29 protein-coding genes and 1 tRNA gene are annotated in these 24,016 nt (G+C 67.6%); 29 read left to right on the top strand and 1 reads right to left on the bottom strand.

The features are described from left to right. Positions 1 to 20 precede the first annotated feature (20 nt). The 28 genes from Q8O14_12840 (at position 21) to Q8O14_12705 (ending at position 22,281) form a co-directional block, all read left to right on the top strand. Positions 21 to 416: a hypothetical protein gene (locus Q8O14_12840; protein ID MDP2361614.1), complete on the top strand. Its 396-nt coding sequence runs from the start codon at positions 21 to 23 to the stop codon at positions 414 to 416. A gap of 47 nt (positions 417 to 463) precedes the next feature. Next, a complete protein-coding gene (locus tag Q8O14_12835; protein ID MDP2361613.1) occupies positions 464 to 1,327 on the top strand; it encodes a hypothetical protein in 864 nt (287 codons plus the stop codon). Positions 1,328 to 1,401: 74 nt separating this feature from the next. Next, complete coding sequence (locus Q8O14_12830) at positions 1,402 to 1,890, top strand: hypothetical protein (protein ID MDP2361612.1); 489 nt, start codon at positions 1,402 to 1,404, stop codon at positions 1,888 to 1,890. 7 nt (positions 1,891 to 1,897) lie between these two features. Beyond that, positions 1,898 to 2,353, top strand: a complete 456-nt coding sequence (locus Q8O14_12825; protein ID MDP2361611.1) for a hypothetical protein — start codon at positions 1,898 to 1,900, stop codon at positions 2,351 to 2,353. Beyond that, complete coding sequence (locus Q8O14_12820) at positions 2,350 to 2,724, top strand: hypothetical protein (protein MDP2361610.1); 375 nt, start codon at positions 2,350 to 2,352, stop codon at positions 2,722 to 2,724. The genes Q8O14_12825 and Q8O14_12820 overlap by 4 nt, the downstream gene beginning before the upstream one ends. Beyond that, complete coding sequence (locus Q8O14_12815; GenBank protein ID MDP2361609.1) at positions 2,724 to 3,218, top strand: HK97 gp10 family phage protein; 495 nt, start codon at positions 2,724 to 2,726, stop codon at positions 3,216 to 3,218. The genes Q8O14_12820 and Q8O14_12815 overlap by 1 nt, the downstream gene beginning before the upstream one ends. Continuing rightward, positions 3,215 to 3,766 (top strand): hypothetical protein, encoded by a 552-nt coding sequence (locus Q8O14_12810; GenBank protein ID MDP2361608.1) that lies wholly within the window; start codon positions 3,215 to 3,217, stop codon positions 3,764 to 3,766. The genes Q8O14_12815 and Q8O14_12810 overlap by 4 nt, the downstream gene beginning before the upstream one ends. A 9-nt stretch (positions 3,767 to 3,775) precedes the next feature. Then, positions 3,776 to 4,012 (top strand): hypothetical protein, encoded by a 237-nt coding sequence (locus Q8O14_12805; GenBank protein ID MDP2361607.1) that lies wholly within the window; start codon positions 3,776 to 3,778, stop codon positions 4,010 to 4,012. A 9-nt stretch (positions 4,013 to 4,021) separates the two neighbouring features. Continuing rightward, positions 4,022 to 5,416 carry a DUF2586 family protein gene (locus Q8O14_12800; GenBank protein MDP2361606.1) on the top strand — a complete coding sequence of 465 codons (1,395 nt, stop codon included), beginning with the start codon at positions 4,022 to 4,024 and terminating at the stop codon, positions 5,414 to 5,416. Positions 5,417 to 5,448: 32 nt separating this feature from the next. Then, a complete protein-coding gene (locus tag Q8O14_12795) occupies positions 5,449 to 5,910 on the top strand; it encodes a hypothetical protein (protein MDP2361605.1) in 462 nt (153 codons plus the stop codon). 86 nt (positions 5,911 to 5,996) lie between these two features. Then, positions 5,997 to 6,335 (top strand): hypothetical protein, encoded by a 339-nt coding sequence (locus Q8O14_12790; GenBank protein ID MDP2361604.1) that lies wholly within the window; start codon positions 5,997 to 5,999, stop codon positions 6,333 to 6,335. Between the two features lie 50 nt (positions 6,336 to 6,385). Next, positions 6,386 to 6,541, top strand: a complete 156-nt coding sequence (locus tag Q8O14_12785) for a hypothetical protein (GenBank protein ID MDP2361603.1) — start codon at positions 6,386 to 6,388, stop codon at positions 6,539 to 6,541. Positions 6,542 to 6,553: 12 nt separating this feature from the next. Continuing rightward, on the top strand, positions 6,554 to 9,319 hold the full coding sequence (locus tag Q8O14_12780; GenBank protein ID MDP2361602.1) for a phage tail tape measure protein: 2,766 nt from the start codon (positions 6,554 to 6,556) through the stop codon (positions 9,317 to 9,319). After that, positions 9,309 to 10,001, top strand: a complete 693-nt coding sequence (locus Q8O14_12775) for a hypothetical protein (protein ID MDP2361601.1) — start codon at positions 9,309 to 9,311, stop codon at positions 9,999 to 10,001. Before Q8O14_12780 ends, Q8O14_12775 begins: the two co-directional genes overlap by 11 nt. A 9-nt stretch (positions 10,002 to 10,010) precedes the next feature. Further along, positions 10,011 to 10,772, top strand: a complete 762-nt coding sequence (locus Q8O14_12770; GenBank protein MDP2361600.1) for a hypothetical protein — start codon at positions 10,011 to 10,013, stop codon at positions 10,770 to 10,772. Next, a complete protein-coding gene (locus Q8O14_12765; GenBank protein ID MDP2361599.1) occupies positions 10,757 to 11,323 on the top strand; it encodes a phage baseplate assembly protein V in 567 nt (188 codons plus the stop codon). Before Q8O14_12770 ends, Q8O14_12765 begins: the two co-directional genes overlap by 16 nt. Positions 11,324 to 11,331: 8 nt before the next feature. Next, positions 11,332 to 11,577, top strand: a complete 246-nt coding sequence (locus Q8O14_12760) for a hypothetical protein (GenBank protein MDP2361598.1) — start codon at positions 11,332 to 11,334, stop codon at positions 11,575 to 11,577. Next, positions 11,574 to 12,002 (top strand): GPW/gp25 family protein, encoded by a 429-nt coding sequence (locus Q8O14_12755; GenBank protein MDP2361597.1) that lies wholly within the window; start codon positions 11,574 to 11,576, stop codon positions 12,000 to 12,002. The genes Q8O14_12760 and Q8O14_12755 overlap by 4 nt, the downstream gene beginning before the upstream one ends. Next, the gene (locus Q8O14_12750) at positions 11,999 to 13,192 is read left to right on the top strand and encodes a baseplate J/gp47 family protein (protein MDP2361596.1); all 1,194 of its coding nucleotides are present in this window, start codon (positions 11,999 to 12,001) and stop codon (positions 13,190 to 13,192) included. The genes Q8O14_12755 and Q8O14_12750 overlap by 4 nt, the downstream gene beginning before the upstream one ends. Beyond that, entirely contained in the window at positions 13,192 to 13,872 is a 681-nt protein-coding gene (locus tag Q8O14_12745) for a hypothetical protein (GenBank protein MDP2361595.1), read from the top strand. Before Q8O14_12750 ends, Q8O14_12745 begins: the two co-directional genes overlap by 1 nt. A gap of 4 nt (positions 13,873 to 13,876) precedes the next feature. Continuing rightward, positions 13,877 to 16,012, top strand: coding sequence for a hypothetical protein (locus Q8O14_12740; GenBank protein MDP2361594.1), 2,136 nt, complete (start codon positions 13,877 to 13,879; stop codon positions 16,010 to 16,012). Beyond that, positions 16,012 to 16,629, top strand: a complete 618-nt coding sequence (locus Q8O14_12735; protein ID MDP2361593.1) for a fibronectin type III domain-containing protein — start codon at positions 16,012 to 16,014, stop codon at positions 16,627 to 16,629. Before Q8O14_12740 ends, Q8O14_12735 begins: the two co-directional genes overlap by 1 nt. An 8-nt stretch (positions 16,630 to 16,637) precedes the next feature. Next, a complete protein-coding gene (locus Q8O14_12730) occupies positions 16,638 to 19,265 on the top strand; it encodes a hypothetical protein (GenBank protein ID MDP2361592.1) in 2,628 nt (875 codons plus the stop codon). 41 nt (positions 19,266 to 19,306) lie between these two features. Continuing rightward, complete coding sequence (locus Q8O14_12725) at positions 19,307 to 20,251, top strand: hypothetical protein (GenBank protein MDP2361591.1); 945 nt, start codon at positions 19,307 to 19,309, stop codon at positions 20,249 to 20,251. 24 nt (positions 20,252 to 20,275) lie between these two features. Beyond that, positions 20,276 to 20,716: a hypothetical protein gene (locus Q8O14_12720; GenBank protein ID MDP2361590.1), complete on the top strand. Its 441-nt coding sequence runs from the start codon at positions 20,276 to 20,278 to the stop codon at positions 20,714 to 20,716. Continuing rightward, positions 20,713 to 21,459, top strand: coding sequence for a hypothetical protein (locus tag Q8O14_12715; GenBank protein MDP2361589.1), 747 nt, complete (start codon positions 20,713 to 20,715; stop codon positions 21,457 to 21,459). The genes Q8O14_12720 and Q8O14_12715 overlap by 4 nt, the downstream gene beginning before the upstream one ends. A 10-nt stretch (positions 21,460 to 21,469) precedes the next feature. Further along, complete coding sequence (locus Q8O14_12710; protein ID MDP2361588.1) at positions 21,470 to 21,685, top strand: DUF350 domain-containing protein; 216 nt, start codon at positions 21,470 to 21,472, stop codon at positions 21,683 to 21,685. Further along, positions 21,685 to 22,281, top strand: a complete 597-nt coding sequence (locus tag Q8O14_12705; protein ID MDP2361587.1) for a transglycosylase SLT domain-containing protein — start codon at positions 21,685 to 21,687, stop codon at positions 22,279 to 22,281. Before Q8O14_12710 ends, Q8O14_12705 begins: the two co-directional genes overlap by 1 nt. 285 nt (positions 22,282 to 22,566) lie before the next feature. Here the strand turns inward: Q8O14_12705 and Q8O14_12700 are convergent. Further along, a tRNA-Asn gene (locus tag Q8O14_12700) sits at positions 22,567 to 22,639 on the bottom strand. A gap of 137 nt (positions 22,640 to 22,776) precedes the next feature. On the opposite strand from Q8O14_12700, the gene Q8O14_12695 reads away from it, so the two are divergent. Continuing rightward, the gene (locus tag Q8O14_12695) at positions 22,777 to 24,015 is read left to right on the top strand and encodes an asparaginase domain-containing protein (GenBank protein ID MDP2361586.1); all 1,239 of its coding nucleotides are present in this window, start codon (positions 22,777 to 22,779) and stop codon (positions 24,013 to 24,015) included. The last annotated feature ends 1 nt before the right edge of the window (position 24,016 follow it).

Below are 24,016 nucleotides of genomic sequence, written 5' to 3'. Positions count from 1 at the left end.
TCAACTAGAAGGAGCAGATCATGTACAACAACTCCCACCCCGGCATCGAGCTTGGCGACGGCGTCCTGAAAGGGCCGGGCACGCCGGGTCAGGTGCTGAAGAGCACGGGCAACAACGAGTTCACGGTGGTGTCGAATGTCGCCGACATCCCGGTCGGCATCCTGAAGCGCGCGGACAAGAACTGCGCGACGCAGGGCGCGACGGAGACGACCCCATGCGTCGTGGACACGGGCGCCTTCGTCTTCCAGACGGACCAGTTCTCGGGCACGCCGGCCGTCGGGAACAACCTCACTTTCGATGCCACCACGGCCAAGCTCAAGGTGGCGGTGGCGACGAACAAGATCGTGGGCCGCGTGCTGGCCGTGGACGGGACCGAAATCTCCGTCCTGTGGACCAATCACGGCCTGGTGGCCTAATCGCCTGGGGCGCAAGCCACCCGGCTCCAAGCAAGGAGAACTCCACAGTGAAGACGAACAGCACGAAGGACCCGCAGTTCATGGCTGCCATGGCCGGGCTGATGGCCGAGTCCTTGAGCAAGGAGAGCGGCCTCTACGCCCTGGCCGAGGCCGTGGCGCCGGTGATCAAGATGGACATCGAGCGCAAGAACATCGTGCCCCTGGTCCTGACCGAGCACACGCTCAAGGCCGGGCAGGAGGCCAAGTACCAGAAGCGCGCGGCCCTGCGTGCCTTCTACATCGGCGTGGGCGGCCAGCCGCACCGCCAGGAGGTGAACGCGGACACGGAGGTGATCTTCCCCATTTTCCGCATCCACGCCAACCCCGAGGTCGACATCAGCGACCTGGCCAACGGCAACATCGGCGCCATCACCGACATGCAGACCGACGCCGCCAGCGCCATCCGCAACAAGCTGAACTCGAAGATCGTGGACCTCTTGTCCGCCGCGGCGGCCACGCTGCCCACGACCAACGTGGTCACGGTGTCGGGCGGCAAGCTGACCGACACGGCGCTCTTCACGGCCATCAGCCGCATCAACGACATGGAGCTGACGCCCCGCTACCTGCTCATCCGTGGCAGTCGGGTCATCGACCTGAAGGACTTCAACCTGGATCCCGAGTCCCGGCGCGAGTTCGTCGAGAAGGGCATCCTCAACCGCCTGCAGGGCGCGGGGCTGATCAACAGCGCGTCCATGAAGACGGACGAGGTGATCCTCATCCCGGACGCCGAGGTGGGCAAGTATGCCATCCGGACGCCCCTGAAGGTCGACCCCGAGCGCAAGGGCTTCAAGGTGAGCTTCCTGTCCTGGCAGGAGTGCGCCATGGGCATCACGCGTCCCGACCTGGTCTTCAAGGTCGTCATCACGGCCTAGTCTGAATCGACGTGGTCAGTGGCCGGCCGGGGTTTTCCTGGCCGGCTCTCTCTCTTCCCTGGACAGGAGGACTCATGCAAAAGGTGAAGGCCATCGGCTCGATCGTAGTGATCGGCGAGCATGTGCTGCATCCCGATCGCTTCACGCACTTCCCGGACGGTGTTCCGGCGGACGTGGCCGAGCGCACGGACCTGGTGGAGATCGTCGATGGCGACGCCCCGGAGCTCACGTCCGTCTTCGGCATGACGGCGGATGGCGTGGACAAGACGGGCGCCGTGGATGGCGACGGTGAAGGTGCTGTCGGGGATGACAATCCCACTGGCGGCGCTGGGAACGGTGATGACACGAACCCGGGCGCCGGCGACGACGGCCTGGGCGGCGTGACCATCCTGCATGTCGACGATGACGGCGAAGGCGAGGGCGAAGGCGGCGATGCCGGACCTGGGGTCGATCCGTTTGCGGATGACGCCACGCCTCCCGCTTCGCCGGCGCCGGCCATGGGCGCCAAGGCAGCGGCCAAGATTGGCACGCGGACTCGCACGTCCTCGGGCGGCCGGAGATAAGTGACGCATGGCGACCACGGTCTCCCAGCTGATCCAGGTGCTGCGCGGCGAGCTGGTCGCGGCGGCGGAGGCCGACCTGACGACCGAGCAGCTGCGGAACGCCCTTCGGCGCGGCGTGGTCCTGATGAATCGGGACTTCGAGCTGGCCTACGTGGTCGAAGCGGACCAGGAGACGATCACGCCAACGCTCACGGATCTGGACCTGGAGCTCCTGCTCCTGGCCGCCACGCCCACCTGCTGCCGGATCGAGATCGCCAAGGCCGCCCGGCGCCCGAGCTTCAAGGCAGGCGCCATCGAGATCGACACGACGCGGGCAGCCGGCGCCTGGCGCGAGCTTCTATCCCATGCGCAGGGCGAGTACCAGCGCCTGGTGGAGCTCAGCGAGGGCGACCGCCAGGCGGCGCTGAAATCCTTGCTCTTTGAACGCGGATCCGTGGTTTCCACTGACGCGGCTTCCGCATGAGCTATTTGACAGCATCCGAGGCGGCCTTCGCCCTGACGGACGTGGCGTTTCTGCTCGCATCGACGGGCGACGTCATCCAGCTCTGCCAGCGCCAAACACCTCCCGCTTCCGGCTTCGCGGGGGATCCAGCTCCCGAGTTTGGATCCCCCGTGGCCGTCCCGGCCGTCCTGACCGCCAAGGCACCGGAAGACTTGCTGCAAGTGGGCCACGAGCTGCTCGTGCTGGTGGGCCCTTCCACGGTGGTGGTGGAGGGCGATGAGTTCACGCACGGTGGGCACCAGTACCAGGTGGAGGACGTCGTGCCGCGGAACCTCTTCGGCACGGTCACGCATCTGGAGCTGTCCACCAAGCAGCTCCATGGGAGCGCCTGATGCTGGACGGCGTGACCATGCTGCTGGACAAGAAGGCGCTGGGCAAGACGCAGAAGCTGCTGGCAGCCTTTCCCACCGTCCTGGCACGCAGCTTGGCCCTGGCCATTCTGGAGATCGCCAAGGTCGTGCAGACCCAGGCCAAGCGCAGCCTGACGGATGAGGGCGCCATCGACCTGGGCGCCCTGCGGGCCTCCCTCCACATCCTGGTGATGGGACCGCTCACCGTTCTCGTCGGCACGCCCAGCGAGTACGCGGCGCCGGTGGAGTTCGGCACGGTGGGGCACTTCGTCAAGGTCGAGAACGTGCCGGGCCTGCGGGAATGGCTCGTGCGCCACAAGATCCCGCAGGGCGAATCCCGGACCTATTTCTACGTGCATCCCAAGCCCAAGCCCTTCATGCAGCCGGCCTGGCTGATGGGCGTGGCCATGGCGCCGGTGACCGTCCAGCACGCGGTGGACTTGGCGTTCGCAGCGGTGGAGAAGCACCTGGCATGATCGTGGAGCGCGCCTTCGCCGAGCACCTGGTGGTGCTGAATCCTGTCCTGCACGTCTTCAAGGACGAGCTGGCCTGGACGCAGGCGGGCGAGCCCTGGCCCTACCTGATGGTCACCAAGACGGCGGAGCGGCTGCAGGGCAAGGGGACGGGACGCTACGACGTGAAGGAGTGGGATGAAGGGGCCCAAGAGTGGGTCTATCACAAGGCCTGGGCGCGCCGGTTGACCCTGCGCCTCACGCTGCGCAGCGCGGCCATGAGTGGCAAGAGCGGCACGACGGTGCTGGACAAGGTGTCCGAGACCGTGCAGGCGTTCCTGCGCCGGCACGCCAACGGGCAGCCCTTGGACCTGGTGGATGAAGTAACCGGCACGCCCGTCCACCTGGAGCGCCTTCGCTTCCTAGGTGAAAGCGACCAAGGCCCGCTCTTGACACGCGTGCCCTTTGAGGCCCAGCGGACGCTGGATGTGGAGGTCTGGGCAGTGGTGGTGGACGAGGTCCAGCGCGCGCCGCTGATCGAGACGAATTCCCAGAGCATCGAACTGAACTAGGAGCCCAGCATGAAGGCAGGCGACAAGCCCCAGGAAGGGACGGAAGTGAGCGGAGGCGGGCAAGGAGCTCCGGCCCAGTTCACGCAGCAGCGCGCGGCCACGGTGATCAAGCGGCTGAAGGTCCCGGCAACCGTGGCGGCCGGAGTCCTGGCCGAGCACGGGCTGACCCGGACGGCCCTGGTGGATCCGGTGGAGTTCGAGGCCCTGGTGACCGCGTGGCTCGCGGCTCCGGCGCAGAAGCAGTAGGGAGGCAACGTGGGCAAGATCATCAAGGACGTCTACACCGAGTACTTCTCGGGCAAGGCGGGCATGAGCCAGAAGCCGACGGCCATCGAGTGTGTGGCCGGCGCGGCAGGTGGCGGCGACAAGCTGACCCGCTACATCATTTCGGACAAGCGCAGCGCATTGGACCTGTTCAAGAGCGGGCCCTTGCTGCAGGCCCTCCTGGAGCGCCTGGACGCGGGCTCCACGGTCATCTACGCCTTGCGCCTGGCGGGCAGCGCCATGGCCAAGGCAACCATGTCCATTCCCGGCGCGACCGGCACGGCCTTCACGCTGGATGGCTACTACCCGGGCACCTGGTGGAACGGCGTGAGCATCTCCATCACGGCCAACGGCGCTGATCGCACGATCGAGATCGTGGACCCCGACACCGACGTGGTCTATTCCTTCACGGCGACATCCAACGCGGCCCTTGTGGCGGCCATCAACGCCGGTCAGTCCCTGGTGAAGGCGACCATCGGCGCCGGCGGGCTTGTGGCGGCCAAGGCCGCGGCCAACATGGCGGGCGGCAACGATGGCCTGACCCTGGCCAACGGCGACTACACGGCGGGCATCACGGCCAGCGAGGACTTCACGGACGTCAACTGGGTGCATTTCGTGGGCGCGGACACCCTGACCCTCTGGGCGGCCATCCTCACCAGCTGCAACACGATGGTGACGTCGAACCTGGGCGAGCGCTTTGCCTTCCTGGACGTGCCGCGCATGGTCGTGGCCGACCCGCTGAAGCCGACGGCGGCCGAGACCAGCACCTACGTGACGACGATCCAGACTCTGATCGCCACGGTGGCGGATCAGAACGCCGTCATCCCCGTGGGCGAGGCGCGCTACACGGACATGGCCGGGACCGTCTACTGGAACCGCATCACCAGTGCGGTGGCGGGCCGGGTGGCGGCGCTGAAGGTCCAGGAGAGCCTCTTGGCCAAGTCGGCGCCCAATGTCTCCAAGCTCTGCCCCGAGTGGAACGTCGGCCAGCAGACCCTGCTCGTGACCGAGCACCTGATTCACATGCGCAACGAGCCCGGCCTGGGGCTGATCTTCGGCCTCAGCGACAACCGCTGCCCGGAGGGGAGCGCCTACAACCGTGTCGAGAAGGTGCGCGCCACCTACGCCGCGGGCAAGGCCTGCCGCCTGGCGGCCCTGCCGCACCTGGGCAAGCCCAACGACTCGGCGGGCGAGGGCCTGCTCCTGATGGAGACCGACATGCGCCAGCCGCTTTCCCTGATGGCGCAAAAGGGCGAGATCGACCACTACGACCTGCAGCTCACCTCGACGGACGAGATGCGGGCGCTGGGCGAGGTCGAGGCGCACATCAGCATCAACAGCATGAAGGCCTTCGAGATCATCCTGGAGAAGGTCTACCTGGACTAGGCCCAGAGCCGTAGCTAACAAGGAGAACCACCATGCCTCCCACGCCGGGATTCGCCGACGGCATCGCGGGCAACAGTGTCAAGATGCTCTTGAATGGCATGCCCGTCTTCGGGCTCGTCAACTTCAACTGGAAGATCTCCAGGGACAAGAAGCCCGTCTTCGGCGCGGGCTTCGCGGACGCCCATGGCGTCGTCCGGAGCAATCACACGACCTACGAGATCGACTTCGAGATCACCGAGCTCCTCATCTCCCTGGCTGAGCTGAAGACCGTCATGGCGGCCGGCAGCCTGGCGGCAGGCGAGCTCTACCTCAACCCCTGCGACTGCAGGAACGCGGTCATCGTGCTCTTCTACCCGGGTCTGAACAGCGCGCTGTCGAAGACCTTCACGGGCGTGGAGATCACGAACACCGACGGCGGCATTTCCGACAGCGAGGACGCCGAGGCGATCAGCATCAAGTGCTCGGGCTTCGCCACGGGCATGCTTGGCTTCTAACACACACAGCACGGGGCAGCGGCGCGTCAGCCTTCCAGGGCCCGCGCCACTGCCCCGGACTCTCTCAACTCCCCTCTGGAGGATTCATGGACCCGTTTGTCGTCACTCCCGAGGTCGTCAAAGACCTCAAAACCAAGTACCCCAAGGCCAGCCTCTACCAGTTGGAATTGCCCGATGGTCGCGGCTTCGTCGTGCGCGGTTCCAGTTGGGACGAGTTCAGTCGCCTGGCCAAGAGCGCCAAGGGAAACGAGCAGCGCCTGGCCCTGGACATCGTCCGAACCTTCGTGGTCGCGCCGGCCATCGACGCCCAGGAGCTGGAATACAATCAGGGTGGTGCCTGGGAGCCGGGCTTGATCGCGGCCCTCTCCGAGAAGATCCAGGAGGTGCTGGGCTACTCGAAGGAGATCACGGTAAAAAAGCTCTAAGGGCGGCGCGCGCAGACCTGGAGGGGGCCTGGTACCTCCAGGCGCGTGCGGTGATCGCCCACCGCTTTCACGCCTACACCTTCGAGGTCCTGGACGCCACGCCCTTCGAGGAAGTCGTCGAACTGCAGGTCGCGGCGGAATGGTTGGGCGAACAGGAAGCGAAGGCGAACCGGGCCACCAGCCGGCCCAGCCGGCGCAAACGATAGGAACCCGCCTCGATGATGACCGGCTTCACCAGCGCCATCACGATCAGCGTCTTCGGGACGAGCAACCTCTCGGCCTTCACGGCGGCGTCCAAGCGCCTGGATAAGTTCGCGGGCAACTTCGAGCAGGCCAGCGAGCGCGTGAAGAAGGCCGGCCTGAAGACCATGCTGGTGGGCGCCGGCATCGCGGCCAGCCTAGCCATGCCCATTCTGCAGATGGGAAAATTCCAGACGGAGATCGCGCGGGTCGGCGGCATCGCGGAGGCCTCGGACAAACAGGTCCAGGCCATCGGTGACACGGCCATGTATCTGGGCGCCAAGACGGCCTTCACGGCCCAGCAGGTGGCGGAGGGCCAGGGCGAGCTGGCGTCCATGGGTCTCACTGCCGTGGACGTGGCCAACAAGACCGGCATTATGGCCGACACGATCTCCTTCGCCACGGGCCAGCAGGTGGCCATGGCCGACGCCGGCGCGCTCCTCGTCGGCACGCTCAACGCCTACAAGAAGCCCTTGTCCCAAGCCACGACCCTGAGCGACATGATGACCGTGGCCATGAACCGTTCCAACCTGAAGTTCGGCGACCTGCAGGAGTCGATGCTCAACACGGCCTCGACCTCGGCCACGTTTGGGCAGTCCATTGGGACCAACCTGGCCGTGCTGGGCGTCTTGGCCAACCGGAACGAGGTGGGCGCGCGCGCCGGCACGCGGCTTTCCATGACCATGACCAAGCTCTACACCCAGGCGGGCAAGGTGCGCAAGGCGCTGGGCGTCAACGTCTACGACAAGGTCACGGGCAAGACGCGGGACTTCATCGAGGTCTTTGGCGAGCTGAAGGCCAAGCTCGGCACCCTGTCCGAGGAGAAGAAGAACACCACCCTGACGGACATCTTCGGCGCCGAGGGCATCAAGGTCTTCAACATCCTCTTGTCCAGCTCGCGCGATGAGCTGATGGGCATGCGCGGCGACATCACGAAGGCCTCCAGCGCCACGGCCAAGTTCGAGAAGCGCATCATGGACACGCCGACGGGCCAGTGGAAGCTCATGAAGGCGGCCATGAGCGGCGTCAGCATGACGATTGGTGGGGCGCTGATGCCCATGACCCTGCAGCTCATGGGCGCGATCAAGGGCGTGGCCGACGCCATCTTCGGCTGGCTGCGTGCGCACCCGGTCCTGACCAAGGTGGCGGCGGGCATCGCCTTCGTGGCGGCCGTGGGACTGATCCTGGGCGGGGCCCTGCTACTGGTGGGCGGCGGCTTCCTGCACCTGGGCGCCTTGGCCCTGCAGCTCCCCGCCAAGCTTGGGCAGATCGCCTTCTCGTTGGGCGTGACGAACTCGGCGGCCGTGCCGCTGACCGCCAGCCTGAAGGCCCTGGGCCTGGGCGCGCTGAATATGATCGCGCCCTTCGCACTGGTGGGCCTGGCCCTCTACGCCATCGTGAAGGCCTGGGACACCAATTTCCTGGGCTTCCGCGACACGGTCGAAGAGGTCTGGTTTGCCATCAAACCCGTGGTCTTCGCCATCTGGGGCGGCGTGAAGGCCATGGGCCAGGGCATCGCCACGGTTTTCGACGCCACCCTGGGCGCGTTCTGGCGCTTTCTGACCGGCTGGTACCAGGGCGCCATGAGCGGCATCTCGCCCATCCTGTTCTTCGCCGGCATGGTGGCCTGGGGATTGGGCTTCATGGTCGGGACCATCCTACGCGCCTGGAACTGGATCCAGGCCAACCCGATCGTCAGCGGCCTCTTGTTCGTCGCCCTGGGCGCCTTCGCGTGGCCGCTCATCGCCCCCGCCATTGCTGCCGTGTGGACCTTCGCCACCCAGACGATGCTGGCGGGCGCGCGCGCCGCGATCGGCGGCGTGCGGGCAGCGGCGGGCTTCCTGGTGGCGCGCGTGGCGGCGATGCGGGCGGGCGCGGCCTACCTGTGGAATGCGCGCAGCGCCATCCTGCTGAACGCCCAGATCGTGGCCGTGGCGGTCGTGTCCAAGATCTGGGCGGGAATCCAGTGGCTGCTCAACGCGGCCCTCTCCGCCAACCCCATCGGCATCGTGGTTGGCCTCTTGGCCCTCTTGACGGCGGGCATCGTCTACGCCTACCAGCACAGCGAGGGCTTCCGGAATCTGCTGAACACGCTCTGGGACGGATTCCTCTGGGGCGTGAAGATGGCGGTCAAGGCCATGTTTTGGCCGATCACCCTGATCAAGGTCTTGTACCAGCGCTTCGAGCCGGTCCGAAACTTCCTCGACGGCATGTGGGACGGCTTCAAGTCGGGGATCAACGGCGTCATTGGCCTGATCAATGGCCTCATCGAAACCATCAACCTGATCCCGGGCGTCGAGATTCCCCTCATCCCCAAGCTCAAGACGGGAACCGGCATGGGCGAGGATCTCACGGGCGCGGCATCCGCTGTCAAGGGCGTCTTCAAACGGGATCCGAAGGCGGCCACGTCCACCATGACCTCCATGGCGGCGCCTTCGGGGCTTGAGGCGGCCATGGCCGTCGCGCCCCGGGGCGGGCGCCTGGCGGCGGCAGCGGGCGCTGGATTGACGGCAGGCCAAGGCCCGCTCAGACCCGCCCGGGCGGGTGTCGGCTCGCAACCGGCCAAGGCCATCACCCATCGCAGCCAAACCGCCAACGTCGACCGCAGCATCACGGTCTCGAAGATCGAGGTGACGGCGGGCCCGAACACGCCGGCCACCTCCATCCGGGACCAGGTGATGGAGGCCTTGCGCAGCGCGGCGGGACAGGAGGACGGATTGGAGGGCCTGCAGTATGCCAACTGATCCGAATCAGGCGGGCCCGCCCACAGCGGAAGAACAGCTGCTACAAGAGGCCACGGCAGCAGGCTCGTCGCTGCGCAACCTCGCGGAAATCCCCTTCATGCTGGGCGGCCTGACCTTCATCGTGCCGCCCAAGGCCATGACCGTCAAGCAGGCCATCAAGGTCGACGAGATCTCCATCCCCAAGAAAAGCGGCAAGGTCCGCCACGTGACAGGTTACGAGCCCGCCGAGATCACCGTGGAGCTGGAGGTCTGTGACGAGGAGGGCCTGGACGGCACGCTGATCCAGCCGGCCCTGGAGCGTCTGCGCGTCCTGCAGCGCCTGTTCCGCGACGGGCGTGCCAGCCTGCCCAAGGCCGTGGAGATCGTCTCGCCCCTGACCGACCTGATCGGGATCCGCCAGGTCTTCATCCAGGAGCTGACGGCGGACGAGGACGGAACCTTCGACTGGATTCCCGTCCACCTGGTGCTCACCGAGTACGAATCCATCAAGACCCAGCTCGAACATCAAGCGGCCGGCGCCGGCGCGTCGGATGATGCCGCGGCTGCAGGCGCCGAGGCCATCGAGGGCAATGCCGAGCTGGACCATGAGCTGGGCTACGTGCGGGACCAGTTTAGCGCCGGCGTGGACGCTGGCTCGGGAACGGAGACGCCTTCCGAGGACCTGGACGACCCCGATGAGTAGGAGCCAAGCGTGACCCCACTCTTCGACGTCACCTGGAAGGGCCAGCCGATCGAGGTCGTTGTGGCGGCCTTCCACGTGTTCAGCCAGGCTACGAACACGGCCGACTCAGGCCACCTACTCCTGCAGGACCCCGAAGGCCTGATCGCTCCCCAGGTCAAGGCCGGCGACGCCATCCGCATCCGCTGGGGCTACCAGGAGGATGCGGAACTCACGTCGATCTTCCACGGCGTCGCGCGGGACGTGCAGGCCCGGGGCCTTCAGACCGTCGTTCACCTGATCGACTGGCAGACCCTGCTGCAGGCGCGCGGCCGGGCCATCACCCGCACCTGGGACCAGTCGACGCCGGCAGAGATCGCGGGTGACCTGATCGCCGGCACGGGCCTCACGCTGGCCGCCCACGCTCCCGCTCTCACCATCGACCGCTTCCCCGTCCACGGCCTGACACCCAAGGAGGCCCTACTGCAGCTCGTGCAGTGGGTCCGGCGCGAGACAGGGACTGAGCTGCGTTTCCATGTGCGGGACGGCGTGCTGGTCCTGGCGGAACCCGACCACGCCCAGGCGGCCGTGCACGCCATCGAGACCGGCGTCAACCTGATCGACCAGCGCCCGGGCCGGCTGGGCCTGCTGGAGGTGGAAACCCTGGTGGCGCCCGTCCTGCACAGCCAGGTGGTGACGATTGACGGGACGCGCTGGTTCGTCGAAGAGGCCGAGTACCGCTGGCAAGCGGGCGGACGCCTCGTGCTGCAGGTGGCGCCATGCGCGCGGAGCTGAAGACCCTCATCGAGCAGGTCCGCCCGGACTTTTCCAGCTACATGCGCTTCCCCGTACGCGGCGTGGTCACCGAGGTGGACGCCGCGGCCTACACGGTCAGCGTCCAGCCCGACGACCCTGCCCTGGCCATTCTGCCCCGCTGCGAGATCCTGGCCGTCTGGGCAACTGCAGCCGCGCGCCTGGTGGTGCTGCCCACGGCCGGCGACCACGTGATGGTCTCCTTCGAGGGCGGCCAGCCGGACAAGCCCTTCGTCTCCGGTTTCCTCACGGGCGCCGGCCCACAAGACAAGCACCTGGTGCTGGAGCAGGGCCAGGCCCGTGTGGTGATGAGCGCGGATGGCCTGGTGGAGATCGAATCCGCGGTGAAGGTGCACGTGAAGGCCCCAGCCGTGGAGCTGGGCGCGGCCGCGGCCGAGCAGCTCATCCTGGGCAACACGTTCCAGTCCCTCTTCAACGCCCATCAGCACATCGGCAACGTGGGCGTCCCCACGTCGACACCGATCGCCCCTTTGACCGGGCAAGAGCTTTCAAACACCTCTCGGACGGAGTAGCGTAAGGCATGCTCAATCCACAGGCCCTGGCCGACCTCATCCTCTCGAAGCGGACCCAGCACATGGCTGGCATCAACCGTGCCGCGCCGGGATCCGCCAGTGCGGTCCAGCAGGCCGATGCGCTGGCCATCGCCGAGGCTATCGTGGAGCACATCGTCTCCTCTGCCATCGTGCTGCCCGGCATCCCGGTGGCAACTGCCGGCAGTCCGAGCGCGCAGACGGGGGCCACGACCGGCCCGGGGATGATCCAGTGAGCACGTTCCTGGCCCGCGACATTGCCTTTGCGGCCGATGGCGACCTCTTGGTGGCACCAACGGGCGACCTGCAGGTGGCCCACGATGAGGACGTGATGCGCCAGGACATCCTCGACCGGCTGGCCAGCCTGCCCGGCGAGCTGCCGGCTCACCCCGCCTGGGGTTGCCGCATCAAGACCCTGCTGGGCGCGCCGGACACGCCGCGCACGCGCATGCTGGCCCTGCGCTACCTGCGCGAGGCGCTGGAGGACGAGTCCCGCGTGGAGGACGCCAGCATCCGCGTGCAGCAGATCGGCTTCACGCCCGAGGAAAAGGTCTTTCAGATCCGCTTCGCCCTGGCCGGGCAGGACAAGCTGCAGGAGCTGGTGTGGGGCCTGGGCTTGTCCGGGCCCTTCACGGTCCACCAGGGGGAGATCGTCCCATGACCAAGTCCTTCGACGAGATCCTGGCCGACCTCCTGGCGGCCGTCCTGGCCAAGACGCCCTTCACCAACGTCAACGTGGGCGCCGCCTTGCGTGGCATCCTGGAGGCCCTCTCCAGCGGCCTGGCGGGCCTCTACCAGCTGGTGCGGACGGTCAGCGGCGCCCTCTTCATCCAAACCGCCACGGGATCTTGGTTGGACTTGAAGGCCCGCGAGGTGGGCGTGCGGCGCCTGGTGGCCAAGCAGGCGCAGGTGCGCCTGACCTTCAGCCGGGCCACGCCAGCCACCCAGGACACGCTCATCCCGGCGGGCACCATCGTGCGCAGCCGGCGCGACGCGGCGGGGGCCAGCGTCCGGTTTCTGACCGACGCGGACGCCACGCTGCCCACGGGCGCGAGCTCGGTGGTCGTCCTGGCCACGGCCGAGCAGGCGGGGTTTTCCGGCAACGTGGCCGCGGGTCTCATCACGCTGATCGTCACGCCCATCTCCGGCATCGAGACCGTCACCAATGTGGACGTGGGCGAGCTCTCCACCCTGGTGCAGGAGGGCGCGGACGCCGAGAGCGACCGGGCTTTCCGTGAGCGCGCCATCGGCAAATGGGACACGCTGGGTGTCGGCGGCACGCGCGGCGCCTATCACGCCTGGGCAATGAGCGTGCCGGGCGTGCAGGCAGCCATGGTGCTGGACGACGCGCCCTACGGACCCGGCACGGTGGGCGTGGTGGTGCTGGGCACGGATGGCGCGCCCACGCCCCAACTCCTGGCGGACGTGCGGGACTACATCCGGCCGCGCCAGCCCCTGACCGCCCAGCTCGTCGTCTCCAGGGCGGCCATCACGCCCGTCGCCCTCTCCCTGACCGTCTGGCGTTTCGCCACGGCCGACCAGGCCACGGTGGACACGGCCGTGCGCCTGGCCCTGCAGGGCTACTCGGACGCCCTGCAGCTGGGCGAGGGCCTCATCCGCGCGCGTCTGATGGCGGCCGTCATGGCCGTGGACGGCGTCTACAACGTAACCGTGGATGCGCCCCTGGCGGACGTGCCGGCCACGCCGGCCGAGTACCTGGACGTGGACGCCCAGGCCGCCACGCTGGTGCATCGCGTGAAGGGCCGCACCTACCAGGATCGGACGCTCCTGCCGGCGGGCGAGGACATCACGGGCATCGACCCCATCGACAAGATCGAGTGGAGCCTGTGATGGAGAGTCGCCTGGGGAGCTACCTACTGGCGCTGCTGCCGAAGGTGCGCAAGCTGGTGGACGACAGCGTGCTAGGGCGCCTGCTGGACGCTTTCGGGCTCTCCTACGACGCGGCCAAGGACGCCATCTACGAGCTCCGCCGGCGCGGCTTCCTTTGGACCCTGGGAAGCGGAACGAATCCCTACTACGCGACGGACCTGCGCACGGCCGACCTGGATCGACATGCGTTGGATCGTGGCACGAGGCGGCTCTTGGGTGAAACGAATGCCGAGCTGGAGGCGCGCCTGGCCATCATGCCGGCGACGAGGCAGTACGCCGGCAGCGCGATGGGGATGAAGTATCTGGTCGAGGAGGTTCTGGGCCACACACTGAGCGCCCTGACTGTCTACGCGGATGACCCGGAGGCGCGCATCGTGCGGAGCGAAGCGGACCAGGCCGCGCAGGTGGAAGCCGAGCGTAGCCATCTCTTCAGCGCGGCGGACCAAGCGGATCCGGAGATGGACGGCCTGCGCCAGACGCGCCTCTTCAGCCAGGCCGACCTGGACATGCGCTTCACCTTCTGGCTGTCCATCCTGCCGGCCGGCGCCCAGGACGCCGAGGAGCGGACGCGCGTGTCCGAGCTCGTGATGGCCGAGAAACCCGCGCACACCGCGTGCGTGCTGACCTACGTGGAGGCGTGAGCACATGGACCGCTACCTGTTCTTCTCGGGCGACAAGCCCACGCTTGAGGACGAGAACTTCAGTCGGGATGCGCTCCTGCAGGCCATCCTGGACCGGACGGACGACCTCTTCACGGAAGGCGTCATCCATGGCTTCGACGTCAGCCAGAATGGCAGCGACCTGGTGCTGGCGCCCGGCGTGGCTTACGCGGGCGGCGAGCGCATTGTCAGCCTGATCGGTCTCTTTGAGCCCTGGCCTTCCGCGACGTCCTACGTCTTCGCCGGTTACACGCTGACGGCGGTGGCACCCAAGACCCACTTCGTGACCGGGCAGACCCACCAGACGCGCCAGCTCCACGGTTTCGCACTGCGTCTCTCGGCCTTTCCGGTCAAGGGCGCGCAGGAGGTCGTGGTGGCCCGGGTCCACGCGGATGGGACGGTGGAGGACCTGCGCGCTTTCGCCCAGGTCGTCAGCGACCCGCGCCTCCACCTGCCAAACACGGATACGCACACGACGGCGGCGGGATTTCAGGTTGGCTACCAGGACGAGCAGAATCCGGGCAGCGCGGTCCTGACCGTCTTGAATGCCCTGGCCTTGCACCCGGAGCTGGCCCTGCTCTTTCGCAGCGGCATCCTCAACCTGCAGGACGGGCACGGGGACCGCGTCATCGAGACGCGCAAGATTCCGTCCCAGCCCGGCACGCCCGTACTGCTGGAAGTGAATCTGGCCCTGCAGATCCACGCGGACGCCCCGGACCGCACGGCGGCCTTGAAGAGCGCGCTGGATACCTACACGGCCGCGCGCGTCAGCGTGGAGGCCCTGTCGGCCCACGTGGGCGAGCTGGATGGCTACCGGGCCTTGATCAACGCCAAGCGCCTGGCCGGCTACACGCTGGGCCAGGTTCGGGGCACGGAGCTGGTGGGCGGCAGCGCCGACCTGGACGTCCTGCACGCCAAGCAGCAAGCGATCGTCTCGGGCGCGGCAGGCGTCAGCCGCGAGCAGGGCACGCTGTCCATCGTCACAGGCTCCGCGACCGTCACGGGCGCGGGCACGGATTTGGGCTCCAGCCTGGAAGGCCAGACTCTGCTCCTGCACGCGGAAGGCCTCCTTAGCGAGGTGACGGTCCTAAGCGTGAACGCAGCCCTGCAGACCCTGGTGCTGACAGCCCCGGCCAGCGTGTCCGAGGGCGCAGCATACTTCCACCTGGCCAAGTCGAGCGCCCTGGGCTACGGAAGCGATGTCGGCACGGCCTCCGAGATGCTGGCGGCCGTGGATGCGACCAAGGCCGCGCGAAGCGCCACGCGGACCGAGGTCCTGCAGGCCAAGGCCGCCCATGCCAACACCGTTTTGGAACTCTTCAAGGATGAGCAGGGCAGCTCCGCCGAGAGCGAGTCCTACGCCCTGCGCCTCTCCTGGGACAAGCCGGCCCTGGTGGACCAGGAGGAGATTCGCGGCTACCGGGTGCGGGTCTATGAGCTGAAGCACACGCGCACGCGCCTGCCGGTTGGTGTCTCCAAGGCGGTGCTGGAGAGCGCCCACGTCGACCTGATTCATCGCACGCACGAGTCCTCGACCATACCCCGCCAGAAGCGCGAGGCTGTTCAGGCCAGCGACCTGGTCGGTAGCGGGTCCACCACCAGCCTCGTGAAGGTCGCCGGCACGGCGGTCTTCCAGCCGAGCACGCGCGTGGAGGTGGGCGGCGTTTCGCGCATCGTCAAGGCTTTCGACTCCAGCAACCGCACCATCGAGCTGCTGACGCCCCTGCCAGCGCCGCCGGCCATGGGCCAGGCCCTGACGGGCTACCAGCTCGCCTGGGAGGGCGACGTCTGGACCGAGCGCCTGCAGTGGCCCATCCGCGGCGGGCAGCATCTGGTCATCTACGCCCAGGCCGTCACCGAGTATGACGTGGGCGGGGACTGGTCGGCGGGGCTGGAGGTGTTGACGGACGCACTGGAGAACGCCGATGGACAGACCCTAGCCGAGATCCTGGCCCTCCGGCGCAGCCAGGAAAGGACCCGCTTCGAGGTCGAGCGGGACCGCATGGCCACGGACCTGGAGGAGCAGGTCTTCCAGCTGCAGCGCGCCCTGGCCGAGGCGCCCACGCAGGAGCAGTTCACCACGGTGGTCCGGACCCTTGAAGAGCTGCAGGCGGGTGTCTGATGGCCACGCTGACGCAAAGCGGGCTGCCGGCGGGCGCCGTCTATGTCCTGCAGGACAACCTGTGCGAGGTGGAGCGGGGCGGGCAGCGGCATGGCCTGTTGGTGCGCACGGGCGTCATTCCCAAGTCCGGCGTGCTATCGCTGACCGAGCTGCGCGACTCCAACTACGCCCTGCTGTTCCGTCCATTGGCGTTGGTGGCGCAGTCGCGTCTCTCCATCGACGTGGGGGACCGGGCAGACTTCCGGCGCCGGCTGGAGCACGTCGTGCCGCCGCCGGTGATTCTGCTTTCCGCCGTGGCCACGGACCTGTCCGTGAAACTCGCCTGGACACATCCGGCGGACGGGTTCCAGGGCGAGCGCGTGGTGGCACAGGCCCAGGCGGCGGGAAGCCCGGCCTGGACGGACGTGGCCGAGACGCGCGAACGGCAGGCGCGCACGCTGGTCGTGATGGACCTCTTGTCCAGCACGACCTATGCGTTTCGAGTCCGTCAGGAGACGGTGGAAGGGCGCACGCGCGGTTATAGCCGCAGCCTCAGCACAACGACAGGAGATGGCCCCGAGCAGGATGGGTCGACCAACCTGCAGCGGGGCGGGTCATTCGAACAGGAAGCCTGGTAGGAGGAATCATGTCCGTGCTCATCACGCGGTCAACGGACTGCTCGGTCTTCGGCGGCTATTCGATGAAGATCCAGGCCGAGGGCGGCCCGTCCGCCACCAGTCTGGCCAAGGTCAACTTCATCGATCTGCGCGGACTGTCGAAGGTTTGTGTCTCGGCTTACATCCGCATGCACCTGCGGAACGCCGGCACCTTCTACGCCCGAATCACGCCCTACTACGAAGACCACATGCCCATGACGCCCATCGACTGGACGGTGCTGACCCAGTCGGGCGAGACCCAGTTCACGCGCTATTGGCGCTCTTTCGACATGTCGAAGCTCGGCGACGCGGGCGAGCTGCCCCTGGGCACGGTCTTCATCAAGCTCTCCTTCGGCTGGGACGGGGCACTGGCGTCGGGCACGGCCTACGTGGATGCGGTCAAGGTCGAGCAGGGCTCCTTTCCCACCCACTGGACGCCCTATGGCCTAAAGGAGCAGGACTCGCTGGACTTGGTCTCGGATGGCGAGACTTACCGGCGCGTGAAGGAGGTGAACCCCTCGGGCGAGATCACGCCCGGCTCCATCCAGGACGGGGCCGTGCTGCAGCCGAAGCTCGCTGATGGGGCGGTGGGATCGACTAAGATTGCCGACGGATCGGTCAATCTGGGCACGAAGGTGGTGGGCGAGCTGCCCAATGCCAACCTAGCGCGCATCGATCTGCCGTCCAAGATCGCCGACGGCATCCTGCCCGAGACCAAACTGGACTCCAGCGCCCAGGGCAAGCTCTCGGCGCTGCGGTCGGATGGGTACGTGCGTGGCGCCGTGGTGCAGGAGGACGCGGGCGCGCCGGGCGGCATCCGCACGCTGATCGACACGAGCCATGGCCAGGTCACGACCGAACTGAAGACCTCGGACGGCGCGGTCCTGGACACGGCCGTGCGCAACGCCGCCGCCCTGCACGCCCGGGCCATCGCCGAGCCCTACGAGGACAATAGCGTCCCGGTGGGCAGCATCCACGCTGCCGGTGGCGGCGTCTTCACCTATCGCCTGGCCTTCCAGGCGGCGGGCGCGGCCATCAACATCGGCGAGACGGGCGATTCGCTGGCCGGCCTCTTCGACTTGCTGAATTCGGCGGGCGGCGACCTGCTCGACTCGGGCGGTGCACCCGTCACGGTGACGGGCATCTGCCTGAACCAGAACGGCACCTCGGTCGTCACGCCGGGCGACGCGCAGACGGGCTCGGGCCTGGGGGCGGGCTGGTGGCTGAATGATGGCGGCGCCGTGCCGCTCTCCACGGTCTTCATCAAGCTCTCGGCCCTGCCGGTGGGGACGGTCACGCACTTCGATGCCCTCTACAGCCGGCGCAACACCGTGGGTGCCCTGGGCCGGAACGCCCTCGTGAAGAAGGCCGTCGTCTCGGGCGAGGCGGATCCCAACCTGACGGCCACGATCCTCGACCTGAAGGGCACGGGTGACTGGAACACGCCCGTGGCGCCGGGCCGGAAGCTCATCGACCTGACCGACGCCAGCGCCAACATTGCCCCGGCAAAGGTCGTGCAGGCCTCGATCGCCGATGGGGCGGTGGGCGCGGCCAAGATCGCTGCGGGGGCCGTGGGCGCTGCGCAACTGGCCGCTGGCGCCGTGGGCAGCAATCAGCTCGGCACGAACGCCGTCATCGACACGAAGATCACGGCGGGTGCGGTCACCGAAACGAAGCTCGCCGACGGGGCAGTCACCACGAACAAGCTGGGGGCGGCGGCCGTCACCACGGCGAAGGTGGCCGACGCGGCCATTGCCACGGCCAAGCTCGCCACGAACGCCGTGGATAGCACGCGCCTGGCGGCCGATACGGCCTCGCTGGGGAAAGTGACTTCCAACGCCCTGCAGCGCCAGGCGGATGGCTCCATCGCCCTGGGCAGCGGCACGCCGCTCATCCATTTGGCCGACGGCTCCACCGTCGTGACGAGCGCGGGCCTCATCGGCGCGGCCAAGGTGGCCGAGGGCGCCCTACAAGATGCGGCGGTGACGGGGAACAAGGTGGCGGCCGGCGCCGTGACGGGCACTAAACTCGCCGATGGGTCCGTCTCCGCAGCCAAGATCGTCGACGGGTCAGTGGGGTCTTCCAAGATCGCCACGGGCGCCGTCACCAGCGGCAAGATCGCGGCGGGCGTCGTGGGCTCCACGGAACTGGGCGCCAGCGCCGTCACGAACACCAAGCTGGCGGATGGGGCGGTGACGACGGCCAAGCTCGGCGCGGCGGCCGTGGGCTCCAGCAACCTGGCCGACGCGGCGGTGGGCACCACCAAGCTCGCCGACGCGGTGGTCACCCAGGCCAAGATGGGCAGCGCGGCGGTGGGCAGCGCGCAGCTGATCGACGGGGCGGTTTCCACAGCCAAGATTGCGGCCGGGGCCGTGGCCACGGATCGCCTGGCGGATGGGGCGGTCAGCGGAACGAAGCTCGCTGCCAATGCGGTCGGCTCCACCCACGTGAGCGCGTCGGCCATCGGCGCCACGCAGTTGGCGACGAACGCGGTTACCGCAGACAAACTGGCGGCCGGATCCGTCACCCGCGAGAAAGTGGATGCGGGCGTCTTCTCGGAGCTCTCCACCGTCAACCTCATCATCAACGGCAGCTTCGAAACGGCGGCCTGGATCTAATGCCAACCGGAACCATCACCCGGTCCACGGAGCGCGTGTTCTTGGGCGGCTACACTATGCGCATCGAGGCGGTGGGCGTCGACCTGTGGAGCGGCTGGTCCAATGCCATCGACTTCCAGCGCTTCACGGGCTCGCTGATGCTGTCCTGCTGGATCTCCGGCGAAATCTTCGCCGGGGCCTCCAGCCTGAAGGCCGAGGTGCATTTCTTAAACGCCGCAGGCACGGACCTGGGATCGGCGGTGGTCTGGGCCGATCACGTCGACACGGCCACAGCCTTCACACAATACATCGCCCAGGTGAAGCGCGCGGATCTTCCGGCAGGCACGACCCATGTGAAGCTCCGCTTTGGCATTGCGGATGGCACGGGGACGGGAGTTGGCATTGGCTACGTGGATGCCGTGCAGGCCGTCCCGGGCGAGTGGGTGCCTGCCTGGACGCCCAGCATCCTGACTGAACTCAGCACGCTGGACAACGTCTCGGACGGGACCGTTTACGGGCGCGTGAAGGTCGGGAACCTGCTGAGCGGCGACATCAACCTGGCGTCGGCCTCCATCAAGAACCGGGGCGCGCTGGCCATCCTCGATGCCGTCACGGACAAGGAAATCGCCAAGAACGCCGTCACGAACAACGGCCTCGCAGATGGATCCGTGTCGTCCACCAAGATCGCCTCAAGCGCGGTCGGTGCCACCCAGCTTGCCACCAGCGCGGTCACCGACGTGAAGCTCGCAAGTAGCGCCGCCAGCCTGACCAAGGTCTCGGGCGGCATCCTGACGGGTTCGGGCTCCACGGCCACACTTCCAGCCGGCAAGATCCTCAACGCCACGGCCGGCAAAGTCCGGCTGCGGTCCTTCACGTCCATGCCGACCCAACTGCAGGTAGACGACGGGGAGTGGTTCGCGGTGACGGCGGGCGCGAACAAGGGCATCTACGTGCGCAACGGTGCCGTGGCAATGAATGGGGCGGGAACGGAAGTGACCCTCGCTTGACGGGTTTGGTGAAAGGAGTCGCGCATGCTAGGCGAAAGCGGACTGGCGACCTGGGGTGGCTGGCTGTTCGGGGCTGTCACCCTCATCGTAACCATCATCCTGGCCTACATCATCAAGCCCATCAGCGACCGCGGGATCCGCAACGAGCGCGAGCTGACCGCCCTGCGCGAGGACCACACCCACCGCCTGGGCGAGCTTCGCAAAGAGCAGGAGGGGCGCATAGAGATGCTGCGGGATGACCAGCAGCAGCGCCTGGACGACCTACGCATGAAGCAGGTGGAGACCGAGACGACCCTGCGCATTTACGTGGAAACCCAGGCCAAGATCCAGCAGAGCCTGGGCCGCATCGAGGGAAGCCTGGCCCAGGTGGCAGGCACTCAGGCCGCCCAGGCGGGATCCCTGGCACGGCTGGAGAGCGAAGTCGGCGAGATTCGGCGCCTGCACATGAACGGGGCGCGCGCGTGAAGCAGGCCTGGCTCACCCTGGCTTTGGCCCTGCTGGCGATCCTGTGCTGGCAGGAGTGGCGCGTGCGCCAGGCCCAGGCGAGTGCGGTGGACGCCCTACGCGCCGCGGCCGCGGCTGAGCAGCCTATCCAGGTGGACGACTCCACGACCGTGACGCGGGGCCTGGAGGGCGTGTTGCTGGAAAGGGACGCGTCCATCCAGCGCCTGACCCGGGCCTTGAAGGCTGCCACCCGGGCCCAGGTGGACCTGCGCCTGCGGCTGGACCTGGCCGGCGAGGACCTCCCGAACGTCCAGATCCTCGTGGACAGCGTGCGTCAGGCGCCGGCAGCCGGCGGGCTCACGCACTTCGAGGTGCCCTTCGTGCTGGTGGACGAGGACAGCATGGACGGGATCTGCGCCTCTGGGACGGTGAGCCTGGACCAGCCTGGGTCGGACTGGCTGCCCAGCCTAACCGTGCGCCTGGACCGGCTGCAGGTCCGCGCCGGCGTGGCCATCGACCTGATGGAGGGCCCGGACGGTTGGCGGGCGATCACTCGGACGTCCAGCCCGGCCCTGTCCGCAGGCATCACCCTGGCCGCGCAGCCACGCAAGCCCACATGGAGGGACCGCTTCCACCCTTTGGCTGGCCTGGGCGTTCGGGATGGCCACCCGGAGGTGCTGGCCGGCGCCAGGCTCGACCCCTGGGGCGCGGTCGTATCCGTAAGCGCCGGGGCGGTGGGTGTTTTCGTTTTCAAGGCATTCTAAGGGGGGACCCATGTTCGACCAGCTCATCCGCGCGGCCGCGGTCAACCTGGCCTACACGGCCTTGACTGTGCTCTTGGCCGTCAGCCTCTGGAAGGCCACTGACCGCTGGCTCTTCCCGGGCATCGACTTCATCCCCGAGATCAAGAAGGGCAACGTGGCCGCGGCCATCCTGGCGGGCGTGCTGCTGCTCTTCTGCGCCCATCTGGTATCAGCGGGCCTGAACTGATGGGAACGAGGCACACGGGCCGACTGTGGCCCACACACCGGGCCTTGGTCGCCTTCGTCGCCGTGCTCGTTCTGGTCGCCGTGGCTGGGGCGTGGACCAACCGCTTCGACCCCCACTTCCAGAAGTACTCCAAGCGCTACTTCGGGGTGGACTTCGACTGGCGCTGGTGGAAGGCCCAGGCCATCGCGGAGAGCGCCCTAGACTCGACGGCCCAGAGCTGGTGCGGGGCCAGAGGCGTCATGCAGGTCATGCCAGGGACGTGGAAGGACATGGCGCCCAAACTCGGCCTGACCAACCCCTGGGAGGTACGGCAGTCCATCCAGGCCGGCATCTACTATGACGCCCGCATGTGGGCGATCTGGAAAGCACCCCGGCCGCTGGTGGAGCGGGTGGCCTTCACGCTGGCCAGCTACAACGCTGGCGCCGGCAACATCCTGAAAGCCCAGCGCCAGGTTCTGGCCAGCACGTACTCTAATGAGTGGGCCTCGGTGGCAGCGCGGCTGCACCTTGTAACGGGCAAGAATGCCGACGAGACCCGCGGCTACGTGACGCGCATCCGTCGGATCCTTCAGACCCTGGCCAGGCATCCGCCGTAAGGGGCACCTGCTGGCTGCGCCCACGCTTGTGTCCCAACGCCCCGTTATCATAAGGCCACGTGGGACGGGAGCAGTGCGACGAGTGACAGCCCACGAGATCAGGCAACCTGGTCGCTGGCCCCCATCCGGGGGCCTTTTTTGTGCCCGCGCGAAAGCAGAGTGCCTCAGGCGCAATTTGCCCTGCCGAACTTGAGCGGTGGGGCATCTTTTGTTTGCAAGGAGACGGAAAGGAGACGGGGCAAAAAGAAAGGGTTCCGTTTGTGGCGGAACCCTTTGACCTTCAAACTCCTGAGGAGGGACTTGAACCCCCAACCTAGTGGTTAACAGCCACCCGCTCTACCGATTGAGCTACTCAGGAATCAGGCCCCAAGAGTAGCAGCCGACGGCGGCAAAGTCAAGGAAGGGCGCCGGTCCTCCGCCAAGCTGCCCGGCCCTGGCCGGGGGCCGGCCCTGGTCCCGCGCGATGATACCTTGCCCCGGTCAAGTGGAGGACCCATGGAGCGCGGCATTCTCGTCACCCACGGCACGGACACCCTGGCCTGGACCCTGCCCTTCCTGCGCTACGCCCTCAAGGAGCTGGATTGCAATGTCTGCCTCACGGGCAGCCAAGTGCCCATGGAACGCGCCTTCGCCCACAGCGACGGCTTCCAGAACATCCACGGCGCCGTGCGCTTCCTTTCCATCCTGGAGCCGCCCAAGCTCTTCGCCGTCTTCAACAATGGCGTCAGCGCCTTTTCCGACAGTCTGGCCAAGGTGGAGCGCTGGCGCGGCAGCGCCTTCATCGGCGATCCCATCGCGACGATGGAATGGGACGAGGTGCAGCACCGGGCGGGGGACGCCCGCCTGCGCGAACCGGTGGTGCTGGACGAGTTGCACCTCATCACAACGGGGGGCACCATCGACAGCTCCCCCGCCGGCGAGGACGGCCAGCCCCTCAAACCCGGACAAAGCGTGGTGGAGGATTTCCTGCGCATGGCCATGCCCGAGGCCTTCCGCGAGATCTACGTCCACCGCGTCTGCCGGGTCGATTCGGCGGAGATGACGCGCGCGCTGATGGAGGCCATCGCCCGCCAGGTCTGGCGCTGCGCCGTGGGGCGGCCGGGGGAGGGACCCGCGGCCGGCGAGGAAGGCCTGGACCTGCGCTTCTCCGACGGCGTGCGCCTCATCTACTGCGATCCCTTCCTCAGATCCGCCGATTACTGCGCGGCGGTGGAGCGCAGCCAGGCGGTGGTGCTGGCGGGTTATGGCGGCGGCAACGCCTGCGCCGACCCCGATCTGCCCGAGAACGCCCTGGACGCCCTCCAGCTGGCCCGCGAGCAGGGCAAGCCCTTCATCCTGAGCAGCCAGGTGCCCATCGGGCCGGCGGATTTCGTCTATGAGACGGCCGCGCGCTTCATCCGCGAAGGGGCGATCAGCGGCGTGGACCAGAGCCTGCCGGAGTGCCAGGTGCGCATCATGTACCTGCTCGGCCACCAGCAGGAGCTGGTGGAGATGGCGGGCAGCCTGGGCTGCCGAACGGACACGCTCTTCGAGCTGCTCTTCCTTTCCGGCATGAAGTTCCGCAACCAGGCCTCGCGCCTTCATTACCAACAGCTGACGCACAACCGCGTGCCCCTGCTCAAGCCGGATCTGCTGGTGGGCCACCCCTTTGCGGCCATCGAGGAACAGGTCCGCCGCCTGCTGGGCGACGAGGCGCGGCGCCTGGGTCGGGATCTGAAGCGCTTCTCCGCCTGAG

The organism is bacterium, assembly GCA_030685015.1.
In the GTDB taxonomy this organism is placed as follows: domain Bacteria; phylum CAIWAD01; class CAIWAD01; order CAIWAD01; family CAIWAD01; genus CAIWAD01.
This window is presented reverse-complemented; position numbering and strand designations above follow the sequence as displayed.